This window comes from Gloeocapsopsis sp. IPPAS B-1203, assembly GCF_002749975.1.
Classification (GTDB): domain Bacteria; phylum Cyanobacteriota; class Cyanobacteriia; order Cyanobacteriales; family Chroococcidiopsidaceae; genus Gloeocapsopsis.
Genome location: NZ_PEIG01000012.1, coordinates 40,975 through 57,036 on the forward strand (window position 1 = coordinate 40,975; position 16,062 = coordinate 57,036).

Below are 16,062 nucleotides of genomic sequence, written 5' to 3' on the forward strand. Positions count from 1 at the left end.
TCTTTAGTTGGTCTTTAGTTCGTCTATTTCTCTAGCTTTTGCTCAACCTGAGGAGGGGTATTTCGGTTAAACAAAAATTTCTTGATTTCGTCGTTAAATACTCCACTAGCAGTCACAGAGATTATTGCGACTGTGACAGTTACAGCTATCGAAAGCCAAAATTTCCAGTCAAATCCTTGCGCAGCACTAGTAGGATCAATTTTATTTTCAATCTTGCCGCTACCTGTACTGACGACTCCACTTATCTCAGAACCTGCAATATGGATACTTTGATCAAGTTTAGGTTCCTCTGCCATTTCCTGTGTTCTCCGATCTATTTTGCCAAGCTGATTGTATAACTCTAAGTTGGAAGGTTCTGGACTGACTACAAGTTGAAGAACTTCTTCTGGCTTTGGAGGTTGCCAGGTTTTACGGCGCATATTTATTTGGGCATTAATTAACGTTTTTCTAAGCCAAGCGATGTTCGGTAATTCTTGAATAAGACGTTGAATTTCAGCACACGCCTGAAGTGTTCCTCGTTCTTTTAGTTGTGTCAAAACATTGTCTCTCAGCCTAGCCATATCATCTCTAGCCGTTGCCCAATGAGCAAGCACCTCGTTGCTGTGGTCAGGGTCTTCATTATGAGGATATTGACGAACTAACCAAACATATAAGTCAGCTAATTGTGTTTCAGTCAGATTTAGCTGAATCTCGTGTAAATGATGGCAAGCAGCTAATTCGAGGACTTCACGCCCAAATGATGAATCTTGCTGAATCAATGACCAGATAAATGACCAACTACATGGATCTGAATTCTCAACCAGCACTCTAGCGGCAATTAGAACTTTTTCACGCTCGTTCTCATCTGATGGTAATGCGAAAGAAATTAAGGACTTTGCAAAATTTCTAGCTTCAGTGAATCCTTGCTTGAGAAGCTTTTCGAGTATCTCCCCAAGGCATTTGGGCTTAAGTTTAGGGTCTTTAGCCTTTTCTAGTAAGGCTAATTTTAGCCGTTTATCCCAACACTTATCAAAGCGATCAATCACAGATAGATAATCACGTTCCTGATTCTGTTGATTAATGAGGGTTATCAGTGTCTTGATAGATTCTTCAGGAGCATTTATATAGGCACATTTGACTAATTCTAGATAGGAGTCTTCATGTTGGTTACTACTGGGAGCAGCAATAATAATAGGTACCCATTTTTTCCATATTTCAGGTGAGAGATGCTCTAAGAAGTCTGAGTTTTGTTTCAAAAGTAATTGAAAAGCTCTACAACCTGCTAATGCTGGTCGATTAAAAGTATTTGTTCCTATCCAGTCATAATTTATATCGTCTTGGTGTTGAACATATTGCTTAGCACCTTCAATAATTCTTCTTCGAGTGGGTTCCTCAGCCTCTTGCCAGCCAGGAAGTTTAGTTAAATCTAATTCAAACTCATTGTCATAGTATTTACTTTCAGGCTTCAGAGTCATTTTCATATTAAGCTGCCACCAAGCAGATAAATCTCCAGCTTCTAACTTTTCTAAAAGTTGGAGGACTCGTTCTTTAGGCGGTGGATCTAGTAAAGGAGGATTTTGTCTACGTTCTTGTATTTCTTGCCTTCTGAGGTAATCAGCTCTTAGATTGACAGCTTGAGTTGAATTTAGTTCGATTGGTGCAAAGTAAGCTGCAAAAACTTCCTGCAAAATTTTATTGCTTTGAGTAGCTATGAGAATTGCATCTATATGCTTTGTATCTTGAAGATTAAAACTCAATTGAATTAGTTGTGCCCAAATTTTCTGTGTCTTCTCACAATTAAAACTCTGTAGCCTTTCAAGCATCGAAAAAATATCTTCTAAAACCAGAACATTTTCGCTTAAGAGAAGATCTGGAGCTTCTTCTGTTTCTAAAATAATTAAAACTGCTTGCTCGATTAAGGTATGTCGTCTTTTACTGTTGTTCAAAAGCGATAAAGCAAATTGCTCTTGTAGCTTATTATCATCAGTAATGATTGTCTGATCCTCTCTCCACTGTACTAGAGCTACTTTAGTGAAACTTTCTGCTACTCTAGGCAAGTCAAAACTTTCCCATGCTTTTACGAGAATGGCATCTCCAAGTTCTTTAAATGGATGTCCAAAACCTCTAACACCCTGCTTTTCAAGCCAATTGAGGGCAATTACCAAATCATGTGGCTGAAGTTGTGGGACTATCTTATAGTTGAGGAACATCTGATATCCCCCAAAAAAATTCCTCTTCTTAGGCACAGTCAGAGCTTGAAACAATTCTTCTGCAGTTAGATGGTCTGACCAAAGTGCCTGAAGTGCATATCCCTTAAGCCGATCGTCTTCATCTTCTGGAAGTTGCTCAGTACCTAAAGGTTTCAGTTTCAATCGTGTGACTGTATCGCCAATTGAGCAAAGAGCCTTGGCTGCGCCTACTCTCAAATAAACTGATTGTGATGAATCAAGAGCAAGATTTACTAATTCTGCCTGAAGATCGCAGACTTCGCAAACTTCGGCAATGTCGATCGCTAGATCTCTCGCATCAATCTGCTTGCTGGAATCACAGACATAAGGGCGTAATTGATCAGCTAATCCGGAGTGCTTGAGCTTCGCGTAGTTGCGATAGTTATTTCTATCCCAATCAAATAGTTTTTCCTCTTCGTACTGTGTTAATAAATTATCTACAATTGATGATCTGACATTCGCATCAGTCGGTACATCACTTCGCAAAAGAACATCTGGATCAGTTCTGATAATTTCTTGAAGAACATCTGTTCTTATGCTAGCTAGCCATGCAGCAGTTTCATGAAGTTGAGGGATTAGCTTATGATCTGGAGCTTCAGATGAAAAGATTAATCCTGTTATCTGCGCTAGAGGTATTTCGTGTTGCACCAAGTACCAGGCAGCCAAAAATTCAGCATAGGTTTGATGTGCCCATCCCATTCGATGCAGCCCACGGGACGAGAACAAACCAGTATCTAAAAGCTCTTGAATCACAGAGCTGGTGATTGGTAATCCTCTTTCCTTATTCGTGTCCTCACTCTGTCCACACAGCTCGCTAATTAGAACATCTTTGTTAAGCTCATAATCTCCCAAGCTCTGTCCAATCCAAATACTGGATCGTACACAAAAAGTAGTGATAGCGGCAATGCGGGTTGCTATCATTAGGCGTTGATGCACCTCAAGGTTACTCACTGGTTGCAAAGGATGGCGAGCTTCATCCTTCGGCTCTCTGCAAAGTTCCTTGCATCCATCGAGGTATATATCAATTAGCTTTTGGTTAGAAGAAAGCTGTCCATTACTACGTTGAAGCTTCTTTATAAGGAATTGCAATGGAATTGGCTTAATTGCCAGTGATATAAGACCTTTATGCTCAATTTCCTTCAAGCATGCATCAGCATTTAGGTTATGGGCGTTAAGTGCAATTTCTATGTCAGACAGGCGAAGTGGGGTCAGATTGTAACTTCCTAAGTTATTGCCCCACAGAGCGTTGAAACTATTTTCTGCTTGCGAAAAAACAGCCGCCCTACAAGCTATGCGGAGATAAAGACGACTAAGGTTGGGGCGGTCTTTGATCTTTGGAACTTTTTGAAGAAAGCCTGTTTGAAGAGCTACAAGGAGATAAAGAAGGCTAGGCTTGATGTCTTTCTTTTTTGGAATCTCGTCAAGTTTCCTAAATTCATCAACTAGTAATGTTGGCAGTTTTTTAATTGTCAGCCAACCCTGGTCTAGGCTATCTAGAAATAAGTAGAGTCTATGTGTGCCGTTTATCCAGTCGGTAAAAGTTTTAGACTTAAATAAGTTGGTGTATAGCTTTTCTTCATTGTAGTCTTCAAGATCGAGCAGAAGAATTTGATCGTCTTCGTCAATAAGTCCTTGTCTATAGCTTCTCAGTTTTTTTAGTTCCTGAGACTTCCCGATACCTGGTTCCCCTAACAAAACTAGACATGGAACATTGGCGATCGCCTCCAAAGTTACTAAATTCGGGTTATCTACCTTACCCCTTTCTGCATCTGGATCGTACAGATAGCCATCATCAGCTGGGTTGTTAATAGTGCCTGACTGAGGGCACCAGAAACGTTTCCAGCTATATATCTGCTTCGACATATTAAATAGCTATGAAGGCAAAACTCTTTTTCAAAGATAACTTCATTCAAAAGACTTTTTACCTTACCTTCTGGCTCAAGTGATGGCTTGACGGATCGCTCCCATTAAATTTTGCATTCCAACAGATACCGTTCGAGTTGTAGCCCCAACTGATAGCTCAAGCAAACTAACAATAGTAATCAGGAGTAAAGGGCAAAGATAAATATCAAAGTTTCAAGTGTTTAGCTCTCTCAGCTCGACTTAAAACTGACGGCGAGAGAAAATCAGAACAGCGATCGCTAATAACAACCCTAGTCGTGGCATACTTGATCGCATTTTCCCCAAGTGACAACAACACGTCTAGGACACTAACTTGAATTTCTATCAATATCAAGAGCCTCCAACTTCAATAACTTCACCCAGAGTAAGTGTATTTAGTACGTTGCAAACATCTGGGATCAGTGGAATCAAATCAGGAAGGCGATTGCTAGGCGCTATGAGAACAACAACTGCAACTCCGGCTTGCAGTAAATTTTGCTGATATCTTAAGTTTTGGTCTGTAGTCAGTAAAGTTGTGAAGCCCTCTTGAACCATGAGTTGCAATAGCTCACCGTTCTTTTTGCCGGACCATCCCATTTCTATAACTGTTCGTATATCATGATCGCGAAGTTCGCGTTTTAGCGGTCTTGGAACACACTCATCAAGCAGGATTCGCACAAGCAGTCAACATTTCTTTTGCTAATTCTAAGGCAGCGATCGCCTGTTCGCGGCTAACGCTAGGAAAATGGTCTAGAAACACATTTAGAGAATCACCCGCTTCCAGATAATCAAGTAAAGTCTTGATTGGTACGCGAGTACCAACGAAAACAGGGGTTCCTCCCAGTATGTCGGGATCACTATGAACGACACGCACTGTAGATGTCATGGCAACATATCAAGCAATAGAACCTATTTGATCCTAACCCTGCGCCTCTTGTTTTAAAACTGACGGCGAGAAAAAATTAAGACAGCGATCGCTAACAACAACCCTGTATACAACAAACCATAACCTGCACTCATAATGAGTGCGAGTGGATTCGGTAAGGCATCAGCACCATAAACAGCTAGGTTCTTTAAATCTAGGCGTGATAGGTTAGGTAAGAAGAGATATAAAGCCTCAGTCATGCGTTGAACGTTAGCACTTTCGCTCAGACGACCTAAAGTGGCTAGATCTTGAGTAAAGTTACCCATTAAATAAACGCCAAAGCTTAAAAGAGTTGCCAGTACAGAACTTGTGAATACTCCAAATGCGATCGCTACTGCTGTAATTAGCGACAATTGCAAGAACAAAAACAGCACAGCAAGAACAATACTTCCTAACGGATACGGAATATTCCCTAGTTGCAGAAATCCGAGATAAAGAACTGTCATTGCTGTAATCAAGACACCGAGTACTCCTGACAATCCCAAGTGTTTACCTGCAATGAATTCCCCTCGGCTGATTGGTTTGGAAATTAAAACTAACACAGTTCGCTTTTCAATTTCTTTATTGATTAGCCCAGTGCCAACAAAGATCGCAACAATTAAGCCCAGCAAACTCATCGCTGCTAAGCCAAGATCCAAGAAAATCTTATCTTCTGTGGTTGCAGCAAGTTGTGGCAAAAACCAAATTGCCACAGCCAATATGAGAGCATACAAGCCGACTATATATAGAATGCGATCGCGTACCACTTCGCGAAATACATTTGTTGCTATCACTAAGATGCGACCGAAACTCATACTGTAGGTGTTAAGTGTAATGAATCTTTGGGTAAAAGATCTCTTTTTACTGTTATAACCTCTTGTTGCTCAAATCTTACTCTTCACCTCAAGTTCTCTTCTAAATTAAGAACCTTGTTGTGGCAGCATGACTCTTCTAGATTGCCACTATAGTTATCGGATTAAAATGATCAATTAATAATCCTGAGTTAATGTTTATTCTTAGTCTGTCTAACTTGCTTTGTAAGTGTATTGAAAACCCTTTACAAAACTACTAATTTTCTACACTACAATTTGCTAAAAAGTAAAGTTTGATTGCATTCACTTGCATCTTAAGAAATAAAGAATTAACTTAGTAATTGAAGCTGAAAAGCTTCCCTGGCAGATACGACAGCATAGGTAAAACACAAGTTAGTTAAGAGGTAAAAGCGCTGTTAAACTTTCATCTGTCTCGTCAAACACAAAACAACGCCCAAGTCGAATACTAATATTTCCTCAACCTGGTTAATGGGGGCAATATATCTAGAGTGTTTTCATGTATGGATTGAGTTCTAGATATAACCCTGGGAAGATAGAGAAAGAAGAGGAAGTGCCTTAGTTAGTAGAAGTTTGGGTGTTGTTTTGTTTTAGAGTAAAATTTTTAAAGTTAATAAATTAATACCATAGTATCGACAGCGCACAATATGGCGATTATTGCTTTAAAAGCTTGGTATATTCAGAAGTATGAGCCACTAGAAGAATTAGAGAAACGACCTCACGATCTGCGCCTCAGTAAAAATAGCTTATTAAAATCTGCGCTAAGGGCAGACTTTTTAGAAGATCGCGAAGAAGTTAAACAGACAGAATGGTTTCAGCGCTATCTCCAGGGAGATAACGTTGAATTTTACATTGAAGGCAGTGGTGGCTATACAATCGCCAATATTGATTTAAGTAGCCATGAAATATATTTCACAAAGCAAACAGTCATTGCTTCATTAGAGCCAACAATTTTCTTTTGTTCTCAAATAGAATATGCCGCTTCTAGTGAAGTTTTAAGGGAAAAACTGCAGCAGGCGATCGCAGCGTTAAATAAGCGATCGCGGATTGAACTATCTTTAATAGAATCACAACGTCATAGTGATAGTGCCGTGCGCTTAAACACTACGGCAATGCGGAAGATTCGTAAAAGTTTACTATTTATTGCTGATAGCACGCCAATTACAAGTATTGACAGCAAAGAAAAGCCTCAGCTGATTTCTAGCCCCAATGTTTGTGTTGAACTTGGCTATGCCATTCAAAGCAAACGGACTGAGCAAATCGTTCTTGCCCAGATGCAGCGTTCAGATTTATCAGGACAATCTACTTTCGATTTGCCAAATTACCAACTTTTACAATTCAAAAATAGCAAAGAACTTGATAAAATACTGCCTCAAGTCATTGAAACTCAACTCCAGCGATTCAACTTGTTTTCCTAGCTTGGATTGTTGGGTGTACAAAAGCAGGGAGCAGAGGTGTAGAAAAGTTATGGGTTATGAGTGCTGAGTTATGAGTTTAAGAGAGTTTAGAAAATTCCTCAACTCAAAACTCAAAATGTGCTAAGGCACCGCTACGCTAACAAAACTTAAAACTAATCACTAGCTACTAGTAACTAGCCACTGATCGCTCACCCCTCACCCCTAGTTTTCTAGCTAACCTCTTCTCAATTTCGTGTTGAGTCAGTTAGAAATGAGTGCAATGCCTTTGTAAATAAATTGATCTCTATGCCTAGAACTCCCAATGAGTATGTAGTACATCTCCTAATCGAGGGTGGACACAAAGAAGAAGTACGATTTCCGACAATCCAAGAGTTTCAGAAGTGGTACAGCAGCGAATTGATGCCTAAAGCCGCTTCCAATGACTTTATTAGCGTACCTATCAAAAATATTCAGGGAGAGTACCTAGTTATCCGTCCATCTAAAATTTCAGCGATTCGGGTGGAACCGGTGTTTAGCTCTAGTGTAGAAAGATTTTAGTGATGGAGTGAACGATGAGAAACAAAACTGCTTTGATGACCCTAAGTTTAGCAGTCGCTATTCTGACGACAGTACCAGCTGCTGCTCGGATGCCGTTGCGACCAGTTTATGATACACAAAGCCTGCAAAAGCAGAATGCTGATTGTTGTCAAGCTGAATCGCTAGGATTTGATGAGCAAATTTGGGGTCAAAGCGGTCAACCAGGAGATAAACACGCATTACTAACATCAATCGATCATAGTTTGCGTTATATTAAAACACCAGCAGCAACAACTGCGTATCGAAGATATCGCGGAACAGGAATCACACGCGATCGCGTTCAACGTAGTTTAGAGCGTTTTCGTCAATTAGTGGTGAGATCGAATTCACCCGCAGAACTACAAGCTGCAGTATCTCGCGAGTTTGTGTTTTATCAGTCTACAGGGCGAGATGGCAAAGGCGATGTTCTCTACACTGCCTACTATGAACCAATCTACCAAGCTAGCCGCGTTCCTACTGCCGAATTTCGTTATCCTTTGTATCGGCTACCAACGAATTTTAAATCTTGGCGCAAACCCCATCCAACCCGCCAAGAACTAGAAGGCAAAGACGGCTTGTTGGGAGACAAAAGTAGACTAAAGGGCTTAGAAATTGTTTGGCTGCGCGATCGCCTAGAAGCATTCTTGGCACAAATTCAAGGTTCAGCCCGACTGCAACTTGCTGATGGACAAATAATTTCTATTGGTTTTGCTGGCAAAACTGATTATCCTTACACCAGTATTGGTAAAGAATTAGCCAAAGACGGCAAATTACCTTTAGCGGGTTTAACGCTACCTGTCATGATCGACTACTTTACACAATACCCGACAGAACTTAATAACTATTTACCACGCAATCGTGGTTTTGTGTTCTTTCGAGAAACTGGAGGTGCGCCAGCCGTTGGTTCTTTAGGATTACCCGTCACCGCTGATCGCTCGATCGCAACAGATAAATCACTGATGCCTCCTGGTGCATTAGCACTGATTCATACTCAACTACCGTTTCCCAACAATTTTACAGGTAGTATGGATTATCGCCTTGTTAGCCGCTACGTCTTAGATCAAGATACAGGTGGTGCAATCAAAGGACCAGGACGAGTAGATTACTTTATGGGAACTGGAAAACTAGCAGGCGATCGTGCTGGAGTGACTGGCAATCGCGGGCACTTGTACTATTTGTTACTGAAGTAAATTCAAGTGAAAGTGGGGACAAGCATCTTGCCTGTCCTCTTGCCTTTTACACTAAACTTCCTGCATGAATCACAGATGCCCTCCGACTGAAGCCGGGGCTACCCAGGCAAAGTGTACCTTTGTACACTAAAATAAGACTTTTGGCAGCAAGTCCACGGAGGTGGACTTTGTTTATATAGCAGCGAATTTATTCGCAATTCTTTTCATGCAGGAGGTCTACTAACCTCTTAGTAAGGTGCAGCATCAAAGTCATATTCATCAAAGCGCTCAAGTGTTGTTTCCTCAATTTCAGGCAGAGCAACTTCTAATTTTGGTTCCTTAGCAAAATCCTGATAAGTTTCAAATGTCTGACAGATTGTAGTAGATTCTTCTGAACTTGTCGGGATTAGGTAATTTGCTAAATTCTCTGCTGTAGGATGCTCGTAGTCTACTGTAACCGCCACTAAAGCTTTATTCGGTGCTATTCCTCTTTCCTCAGAGGTAATATTTGGGCAAAAAACACCGTGGGCGTAAAACAGTTTGCTTTTCGCTGTGAAAGGTTGCTGACGAAAAGCAGCATAAGCCTTCTCTAGTTCTAAGGTAAAACCACTTGTCGCTTGACCATTTTTTGAGGTACGAAACGCTATACTAAAACTTGCGCCAGCAGCACCACTCAACGTCAAGCGTAATGGAGAATGATGCAGAAGTTTTTGATTTTTCCCTACCAAGAAAACGAGATAACGCATAAACGTTTTATATTTTAGTTTCTCACCAGCAAAAGCATCGTAGTGATCGACTAAACGACCTAAAGTAGTATTTGTAGTGCGGTCTTTGATACAAACTGGTCCGCGATGAAGGACTAATATTCGGGGAGTAGTCGTAATAAATAATTGAGCAATTTCACCTGAACCAAAGGTGTATTCTACCTGCTGCCAATTTTCATCCGGTGTAAATCCTACAACATTTGCGTTTTCCTGAGTGATAGCCAAACCATAAGGCTTAATTCCATTTTCACTCCACTGCGGGTTAATCATTTGACACCAAGGCAGTATCTCAGAAGCAGGTGCTTTAAATTTGTCATCATCAAAATCAAAACTGGGAGTATGCATTACAGCTGAAACCATTGCAATTTCCTATAAATAAGGTTGACAAGGAGTTACTTGTCGTTTAGTTTTCCCAGGTTCAGCAACAATGAATACCGTAGAAATACGGTTATTGGATCAAGTGACTTGCCTAGCAGCAAGCAAATCACTCGATGCAACATACATGCAGAAGTTTTCGACTCTTTTATATACCCAAAGATGACGGCAGATAATTCCATTGCGGAGAGCTTGCAAGCTTCTGTTTGAAGAAAACCCAAACTACTAAATCTATCCTCGATTAGCGTTTTTATATTCCAATGTAAAACCCAAACAAACCGAACCGTATCCTTTCTCTAAATCCTGCTGAGCCTTTAGCATCTTCTAATAATCAATTTTTTTGAGCAAAATTAAGCTTTTTGAGACCAATTACAAACATTCTGTTTCTCGCAATCCAGTACTTATAGAGAACTTTAATTATAAATTGCCTGTTAAGACTGGGCTAACATAAGCCTTGTGTCGTCTTCCGTGCCAAGCTGAGAAATGCTCTGATTACGGGTGAGGAATCATGCTGCCGCCAAGTCAGATAAAGTCCGGTTTGAGGCATCTGCTCTTGTAAGGGTCTGTAAATGACTCCGCTTCTGTGGAAGTTTTGTAAGGAGGCGGGAACGATCGCAATGCCCAATCCTGCTGCAACTAAGCCGATAATCGTCTGCATCTGAACTGCCTCTTGAGCCACTTTCGGACGAAATCCAGCTTGTTGACACAGGTTAATAATCTGCTCGTAAAAGACAGGTCCCATTTTGGCAGGAAATAGGATAAATAATTCCGAAGCCAATGTGGAAAGCGACACTTGAGTCTGGGCAGACAACGGATGAGTTTCTGGCAATGCCAAGACCAATGATTCTGGCAAAAGGCACTCCACACTCAAACCTGGCTCGCTAATGGCAGAACGAACAATGCCGACATCCACCTGTTTGTTATACAGGGCTTGAATTTGCTCTTGCGTCGTCAGTTCATGCAATCGCAGTTCTACCACCGGAAACTGTTCTCGAAAGACCCTTAAAATCTCTGGTAGTAACGTATACATTGCAGAGTCAACAAAGCCGATCGCCAACCTTCCAACCTCACCACGCCCGATCTGTTGTGTCACTTCGATCGCCTGCTCGAGTTGCGCTAACACTCCATAGGAGCGCTCTAAAAACACTTTGCCTGCTTCAGTCAGATGCACTTGCCGCTTCGTTCGTTCAAACAGCTTGACTCCGAGTTCATCTTCCAGATCGCGAATCTGCTGACTGAGCGGGGGTTGGGAAATGCACAACCGCTGGGCTGCTCGACTAAAATGCAACTCCTCAGCCACGGCGATGAAGTAGTGCAGGTGCCGTAATTCCATCACACTTATATCTCTAACCTATTAATCTTAGTCAAATATATATTGGACAGTCGCATGGCTGTCTCCTATCGTAAGAAATATGAGGCGCGTCTCATCTTTGTATTGGAGAAAACAAATGAACTCAGACAAAAATCGTGTCGCTCCTAAAGTTTGGTTAATTACAGGATGCTCAACAGGATTCGGACGTGCCCTAGCAGAAGCGGTGTTGAAGAAGGGCGATCGCCTGCTGGCGACTGCTCGCGAACCAGAGCAACTTCGCACTTTGATTGAGCACTATCGGGAAACCGCAAAGGCTGTACGCCTAGATGTAACCTTGTCCCAAGACATACAAGCAGCCGTTGATACCGCGATCGCCACATTTGGTCGCATTGATGTGCTGGTCAACAATGCTGGCTATGGACTAATTGGAGCACTTGAAGAAGTCAATGATACCGATATTCGCCGACAGTTTGAAACCAACTTCTTCGGGGCACTCCGTCTGATCCGAACTGTCTTGCCTTTGATGCGTCAGCAAGGCAGCGGTCACATCGTGAATATGTCATCTACAGCAGGATTAGTGGGGTTTGGCGGAAGCAGTATCTACTGTGGCACTAAATTTGCCTTGGAAGGCACATCTGAAGCCCTGGCTAAAGAGGTGAAATCCTTTGGAATTAAAGTGACTTTAATTGAACCTGGGGCATTTCGCACAGATTTTAACGGACGCTCTCTGGCAGCAGCCAAACAATCCATTGATGCTTATGTTCCGGTAAGTGGGGCTTCATTGCAGTGGTTCAAAGATATGGATGGGAAGCAACTTGGCAATCCACAATCAGCGGCGCAAGCCATCATTCAAGCTGTGGAAAGTCCTCATCCACCGATGCGACTGGCATTAGGCACCGATGCCATGAGCCTGATTCAGGAAAAACTGGAATGGATCAAAACGGATTTGGATGCTTGGCAGCAGGTGAGTGTAAGTACGGATTATACAGATAGTAACAGTGAGGTAATAGTTAAGTAGCTAATACCAGTTCTCTTTGAAGGCGCGCAGCATCGTAGGTTGGGGAGCCACTTGCCACAACGGGGGGAACCCCCGCAAGGCAGTGGCCCGACTTGAGCTGCATTGGCGTTTGAACGGGGTGAAACCCAACGAGTGCTGGATTTTGTTGGGTTGAGTCAAACGAAACCCAACCTACAGTTATATGCAAGTCTAAAGAGACTTTCAACTCAACTAGGTGTGATCTCCCCAACGGTTCGGAAGATAGATAGAGCCAGTCCACCCTCTATCCTTTAAGATGTTATGCAGAAACTTTCGACCTATCCACCCAAATGAGCATATTATGGGGAATGATTCGGCTTAAACAGCAGCTTTGGAGTACTATACAGAAACTTTCTGTCTATCAATTGTTAGGCCCTACTGCGTATCCTTCACCACACCGCTTATGCCAGATCAACCTGCACCAGAAATCGAACTGCTCCGCGCGGCCTACGCGGCCTTTAACGCGCGGGTCATTGACACCGCCCTCGCCCTCATGGCTCCGGATGTGACCTGGCCGAAAGCATTCAAAGGCGGTTCTGCCCTTGGCCATGAAGGAGTCCGCGCTTACTGGACGGAGCAATGGAGCGAGATCAACCCGCACGTGGAGCCAGTGACTTTTCACCCAGAGGAGGCTGGGCGTATCTTGGTCGAAGTGCATCAGGTCGTGCGCGACCTGGCTGGAGCCGTTCTTGCCGATGAACACGTCGGTCATCGTTTCACCATTGCGCAGGGCTTGATTCAAGCCATGGAAGTCTGTCCGCTTCCATCGTCCGGCCACACAGCCTAACACGGCGCTCGATCGAACGCTTCAGGGCGGTCACCTCTGTTCCGTTCTTCACACCAACAGGCACCCTGAAGCGTCGCTCAGCTTTGATCCGTTAGCTCACGTTAAGAAGCAACCTCCAGATTTTGATGAACGTCGTAAATCCATGAGAAGTGGTTCAACCGGAAGAAGAACTAAGTCCTGAGATTGTTGCCTGTTTTCAGCAGCGTATTCGTGATGCTTCAAAAGCTTGAGGGTGTAAGCGACGAACGCTCACAAGTCGCTGCACCGGAACGCCGCAGGTTGGTCAGTTCAGTTGCCAAGATTATCTATGACAGGTGAAGTGACACGTTCCATTTCCAAAAGTGCTTGTTTCCGAGACACACCCCAGCGATACCCTCCTAATCCACCAGCTTTGGGTAATACCCGATGACATGGAATAATTAAAGCAACAGGGTTTGTTGCACACGCACGCGCTACTGCACGAACTGCGGTTGGATGCCCAATTGAACACGCAACATCACTGTAACTAACGGTTGTACCGAGGGGAATTTGCTTCAGTGCTTCCCAAACTTGAATTTGAAATGCAGTAGCTTTGACATCGTAGGGAAGTTCTGGTAAAGGTAATTTACCACTGAGATAGTTTACTAAAACCTGAATCCATTCTTGCAATTCATCGTCTGCTCGCTGCAGCAATGCGTGGCAAAATTCATTGTGAAGTTCGTTCTCTAATTTTGCGAGATCGTCGCCAAGTTTTACACTACATATTCCCTGCTTGGTAGCTGCAATTGTTAAATAACCTAGAGGCGAGTTCGCGCTTGCATAGAGAATTTCTTCACCTCTCCCATGTTGCTTGTATCTAGCAGGAGTCATTCCGAGTTTTTGGAGTGCTTTTTCATAAAGGCGACTACTTGAACCATAGCCTACTTCATAAAGCGCATCAGTAATTGCTGTACCTTGCTGGAGATGTTGTTTCAATCGTTCTCTTCTTTGAGCATTTCCGTACTCAAAGGGCGTAACACCAATAGTTTGCTTAAATACTTTCTGAAAATGAGTGGGACTCATGGCTACTTGAGTACTCAGTTCAGTTAATGTAGGAATGCAATCGCTTTGTGATTCAATATAACGACAGGCTGACAAGATTTTGTCAATGGTAGGCGCGAGTACTTTTTGCGGTTGACATCGCTTACAAGGACGAAACCCTTGTGCTTCTGCTGCTGGCGCAGATTGAAAAATTGTCACTTGGCTGCGGTTTGGTTTGCGACTAGGGCAGCTAGGACGACAATAAATTTTCGTAGAGCGTACGCCGTAGAAAATTTTGCCATCAAACTGCGAGTCCCGACTTAAGATTGCTTGCCAGATTTCTTCTGAAAAATCTAACTGTGCTGATTTCATCATGATTGGCTACGAGTGAAACTCATTACTACCTGGAATTGAGATATCTAACTGATAGTGATAAAATGCCTCATCTTTTATGTAACCTGCTTTTTCGTACAACTTTTGCGCTGGATAGTTGTCAATTGCGGTTGCAAGCATCAGCCGCTTTGCCTTAGTGCGTATTGCGAAGTCTTTCGCTGCATTTAATAGTGCTATACCTATGCCTTGATTTCTAAATTTTGGCAGTACAAACAGATCGTTGAGTATCCAAGTGCGTTGCATCGCGACTGATGAAAATGAAGGATACAGTTGGGTAAAACCTAAACACTCAGAAGGGTTATATTGAGTAACAGCGATGAAAACTACAGAATCTTCCTTCACTAATCGCTCGTATAAAAAATTACGCACCTGGATTAAGTCGGCTGTTTGTCCATAGAACTGACGGTAGCTATTAAACAAAGGTGCAACGAGTTCAATATGAGTAGAATTGGCTTGAATGACGTTGAATTGGTTCATGACTTACGCTTGCTGATTTTTGTTAACAGTCTGCCATCAATTGCTACAAGCCCAACAAAAATTAATGCCATACCTGCGATCGCATTCCACGTCAGCTGCTCATTTAAGATAAATACACCAAGCAGCAGTGCACTGATGGGAATCAAAAAGGTAACTAGCAAAAGATTCGTTGCACCGACAGCGGCTAAGAGATGAAAATAAATTAAATAGGCGATCGCAGTACTCAGTAACGCTAATCCTAATAAAGCACTCCAAGTAACAACGCTGATTTTAAAAGACCAATCCCAAACAAGTGTTAATGGTAACATCATCGTTGTTGTACCAATAAGCATTCCTGCGGCAGTAACGACAGGTGATAATTTCCTAAATCGTCGTCCATAGATTCCTGCAAAGCTATAGGAAATGGCAGCACCGAGAATGGCAAATTGTCCTATACTCTGGGGGTTTAGCTCGTATAATACTTCTGAACCGATTAACACGATCGCACCACACAGCCCTAGTAAAACTCCTATCAGGCGATTTAATGTTAAACGTTCATCGTGTGTAAAGTGCGCTAGCACTACAGTAAATACTGGAGTCGTAGCATTGAGAATAGCTGCTAAACTGCTGTTGATATGTGTCTGTCCCCAAACAATCAAAGTAAAGGGAATAAGGTTATTTAGCGCACCCATCACTAAAAATGCACCCCAAATTCGCGGCGATGCTGGTATTCGTTGTCCTTTTATATAAACAACAATCGTCAATGCGATCGCCGCTAAGCCAACACGCGCGAAAACTATTGATAGTGGTTGCAACTCTTGAAGGATTATTTTGATGAAAAAAAAGGAGCTACCCCACAAAATAGAAAGGATAACAAGGAGCAACCATTCTTTTGTACTCATATTTGGCGATCATTCATTGCTTTTCTGTGCGATCGCAGCATAAGATTTTGTTTTGGCTAACTTCTATCCGATAC

General features: G+C 42.4%; 14 protein-coding genes. 5 read left to right on the forward strand and 9 right to left on the reverse strand.

Translation table 11 applies throughout. The features are described from left to right. Window positions 1-23: 23 nt before the first annotated feature. The 4 genes from CSQ79_RS28990 to CSQ79_RS19495 all read right to left on the reverse strand — a co-directional run bounded on the left by CSQ79_RS28990 (window position 24) and on the right by CSQ79_RS19495 (window position 5,807). Window positions 24-4,070: an NACHT domain-containing protein gene (locus CSQ79_RS28990; RefSeq protein ID WP_099702819.1), complete on the reverse strand. Its 4,047-nt coding sequence runs from the start codon at window positions 4,068-4,070 to the stop codon at window positions 24-26. Between the two features lie 369 nt (window positions 4,071-4,439). After that, window positions 4,440-4,766, reverse strand: a complete 327-nt coding sequence (locus CSQ79_RS19485) for a DUF5615 family PIN-like protein (RefSeq protein ID WP_099702820.1) — start codon at window positions 4,764-4,766, stop codon at window positions 4,440-4,442. Next, complete coding sequence (locus tag CSQ79_RS19490; protein ID WP_099702821.1) at window positions 4,750-4,974, reverse strand: DUF433 domain-containing protein; 225 nt, start codon at window positions 4,972-4,974, stop codon at window positions 4,750-4,752. Before CSQ79_RS19490 ends, CSQ79_RS19485 begins: the two co-directional genes overlap by 17 nt. A 53-nt stretch (window positions 4,975-5,027) precedes the next feature. After that, window positions 5,028-5,807, reverse strand: a complete 780-nt coding sequence (locus CSQ79_RS19495) for an ABC transporter permease (RefSeq protein WP_099702822.1) — start codon at window positions 5,805-5,807, stop codon at window positions 5,028-5,030. Between the two features lie 662 nt (window positions 5,808-6,469). Between CSQ79_RS19495 and CSQ79_RS19500 the strand changes: the two genes are divergently transcribed. From CSQ79_RS19500 to mltA, 3 genes are all read left to right on the forward strand, one after another. Further along, entirely contained in the window at window positions 6,470-7,240 is a 771-nt protein-coding gene (locus tag CSQ79_RS19500; protein ID WP_099702823.1) for a hypothetical protein, read from the forward strand. A gap of 285 nt (window positions 7,241-7,525) precedes the next feature. Continuing rightward, the gene (locus CSQ79_RS19505; RefSeq protein WP_099702824.1) at window positions 7,526-7,777 is read left to right on the forward strand and encodes a hypothetical protein; all 252 of its coding nucleotides are present in this window, start codon (window positions 7,526-7,528) and stop codon (window positions 7,775-7,777) included. Between the two features lie 14 nt (window positions 7,778-7,791). Then, entirely contained in the window at window positions 7,792-8,985 is a 1,194-nt protein-coding gene (mltA, locus tag CSQ79_RS19510) for a murein transglycosylase A (RefSeq protein ID WP_099702825.1), read from the forward strand. A 227-nt stretch (window positions 8,986-9,212) separates the two neighbouring features. Here mltA and CSQ79_RS19515 read toward each other — a convergent pair whose 3' ends face one another. Both CSQ79_RS19515 and CSQ79_RS19520 read right to left on the reverse strand, forming a co-directional pair. Further along, window positions 9,213-10,088 (reverse strand): DUF5895 domain-containing protein, encoded by an 876-nt coding sequence (locus CSQ79_RS19515; protein WP_099702826.1) that lies wholly within the window; start codon window positions 10,086-10,088, stop codon window positions 9,213-9,215. Window positions 10,089-10,545: 457 nt separating this feature from the next. Further along, on the reverse strand, window positions 10,546-11,436 hold the full coding sequence (locus CSQ79_RS19520; RefSeq protein WP_099702827.1) for a LysR substrate-binding domain-containing protein: 891 nt from the start codon (window positions 11,434-11,436) through the stop codon (window positions 10,546-10,548). Between the two features lie 115 nt (window positions 11,437-11,551). Between CSQ79_RS19520 and CSQ79_RS19525 the strand changes: the two genes are divergently transcribed. Both CSQ79_RS19525 and CSQ79_RS19530 read left to right on the forward strand, forming a co-directional pair. Beyond that, complete coding sequence (locus CSQ79_RS19525) at window positions 11,552-12,433, forward strand: oxidoreductase (RefSeq protein ID WP_099702828.1); 882 nt, start codon at window positions 11,552-11,554, stop codon at window positions 12,431-12,433. Between the two features lie 421 nt (window positions 12,434-12,854). After that, window positions 12,855-13,238: a nuclear transport factor 2 family protein gene (locus tag CSQ79_RS19530; protein ID WP_099702829.1), complete on the forward strand. Its 384-nt coding sequence runs from the start codon at window positions 12,855-12,857 to the stop codon at window positions 13,236-13,238. Between the two features lie 288 nt (window positions 13,239-13,526). Here CSQ79_RS19530 and ada read toward each other — a convergent pair whose 3' ends face one another. The 3 genes from ada to CSQ79_RS19545 are packed head-to-tail and all read right to left on the reverse strand — an operon-like array spanning window position 13,527 to window position 15,988. Beyond that, window positions 13,527-14,612 (reverse strand): bifunctional DNA-binding transcriptional regulator/O6-methylguanine-DNA methyltransferase Ada, encoded by a 1,086-nt coding sequence (ada, locus tag CSQ79_RS19535; protein WP_099702830.1) that lies wholly within the window; start codon window positions 14,610-14,612, stop codon window positions 13,527-13,529. A 6-nt stretch (window positions 14,613-14,618) separates the two neighbouring features. Continuing rightward, window positions 14,619-15,107: a GNAT family N-acetyltransferase gene (locus tag CSQ79_RS19540; protein ID WP_099702831.1), complete on the reverse strand. Its 489-nt coding sequence runs from the start codon at window positions 15,105-15,107 to the stop codon at window positions 14,619-14,621. Continuing rightward, window positions 15,104-15,988 carry a DMT family transporter gene (locus CSQ79_RS19545; RefSeq protein ID WP_099702832.1) on the reverse strand — a complete coding sequence of 295 codons (885 nt, stop codon included), beginning with the start codon at window positions 15,986-15,988 and terminating at the stop codon, window positions 15,104-15,106. The genes CSQ79_RS19540 and CSQ79_RS19545 overlap by 4 nt, the downstream gene beginning before the upstream one ends. Between the last annotated feature and the right edge of the window lie 74 nt (window positions 15,989-16,062).

Bases quoted from the DNA above. Each gene is read 5' to 3' on its own strand.
- CSQ79_RS28990 (WP_099702819.1), bottom strand. From the start codon at position 4,070: ATGTCGAAGCAGATATATAGCTGGAAACGTTTCTGGTGCCCTCAGTCA.
- CSQ79_RS19490 (WP_099702821.1), bottom strand. From the start codon at position 4,974: ATGACATCTACAGTGCGTGTCGTTCATAGTGATCCCGACATACTGGGA.
- CSQ79_RS19495 (WP_099702822.1), bottom strand. From the start codon at position 5,807: ATGAGTTTCGGTCGCATCTTAGTGATAGCAACAAATGTATTTCGCGAA.
- CSQ79_RS19500 (WP_099702823.1), top strand. From the start codon at position 6,470: ATGGCGATTATTGCTTTAAAAGCTTGGTATATTCAGAAGTATGAGCCA.
- CSQ79_RS19505 (WP_099702824.1), top strand. From the start codon at position 7,526: ATGCCTAGAACTCCCAATGAGTATGTAGTACATCTCCTAATCGAGGGT.
- mltA (WP_099702825.1), top strand. From the start codon at position 7,792: ATGAGAAACAAAACTGCTTTGATGACCCTAAGTTTAGCAGTCGCTATT.
- CSQ79_RS19515 (WP_099702826.1), bottom strand. From the start codon at position 10,088: ATGGTTTCAGCTGTAATGCATACTCCCAGTTTTGATTTTGATGATGAC.
- CSQ79_RS19520 (WP_099702827.1), bottom strand. From the start codon at position 11,436: ATGGAATTACGGCACCTGCACTACTTCATCGCCGTGGCTGAGGAGTTG.
- CSQ79_RS19525 (WP_099702828.1), top strand. From the start codon at position 11,552: ATGAACTCAGACAAAAATCGTGTCGCTCCTAAAGTTTGGTTAATTACA.
- CSQ79_RS19530 (WP_099702829.1), top strand. From the start codon at position 12,855: ATGCCAGATCAACCTGCACCAGAAATCGAACTGCTCCGCGCGGCCTAC.
- ada (WP_099702830.1), bottom strand. From the start codon at position 14,612: ATGATGAAATCAGCACAGTTAGATTTTTCAGAAGAAATCTGGCAAGCA.
- CSQ79_RS19540 (WP_099702831.1), bottom strand. From the start codon at position 15,107: ATGAACCAATTCAACGTCATTCAAGCCAATTCTACTCATATTGAACTC.
- CSQ79_RS19545 (WP_099702832.1), bottom strand. From the start codon at position 15,988: ATGAGTACAAAAGAATGGTTGCTCCTTGTTATCCTTTCTATTTTGTGG.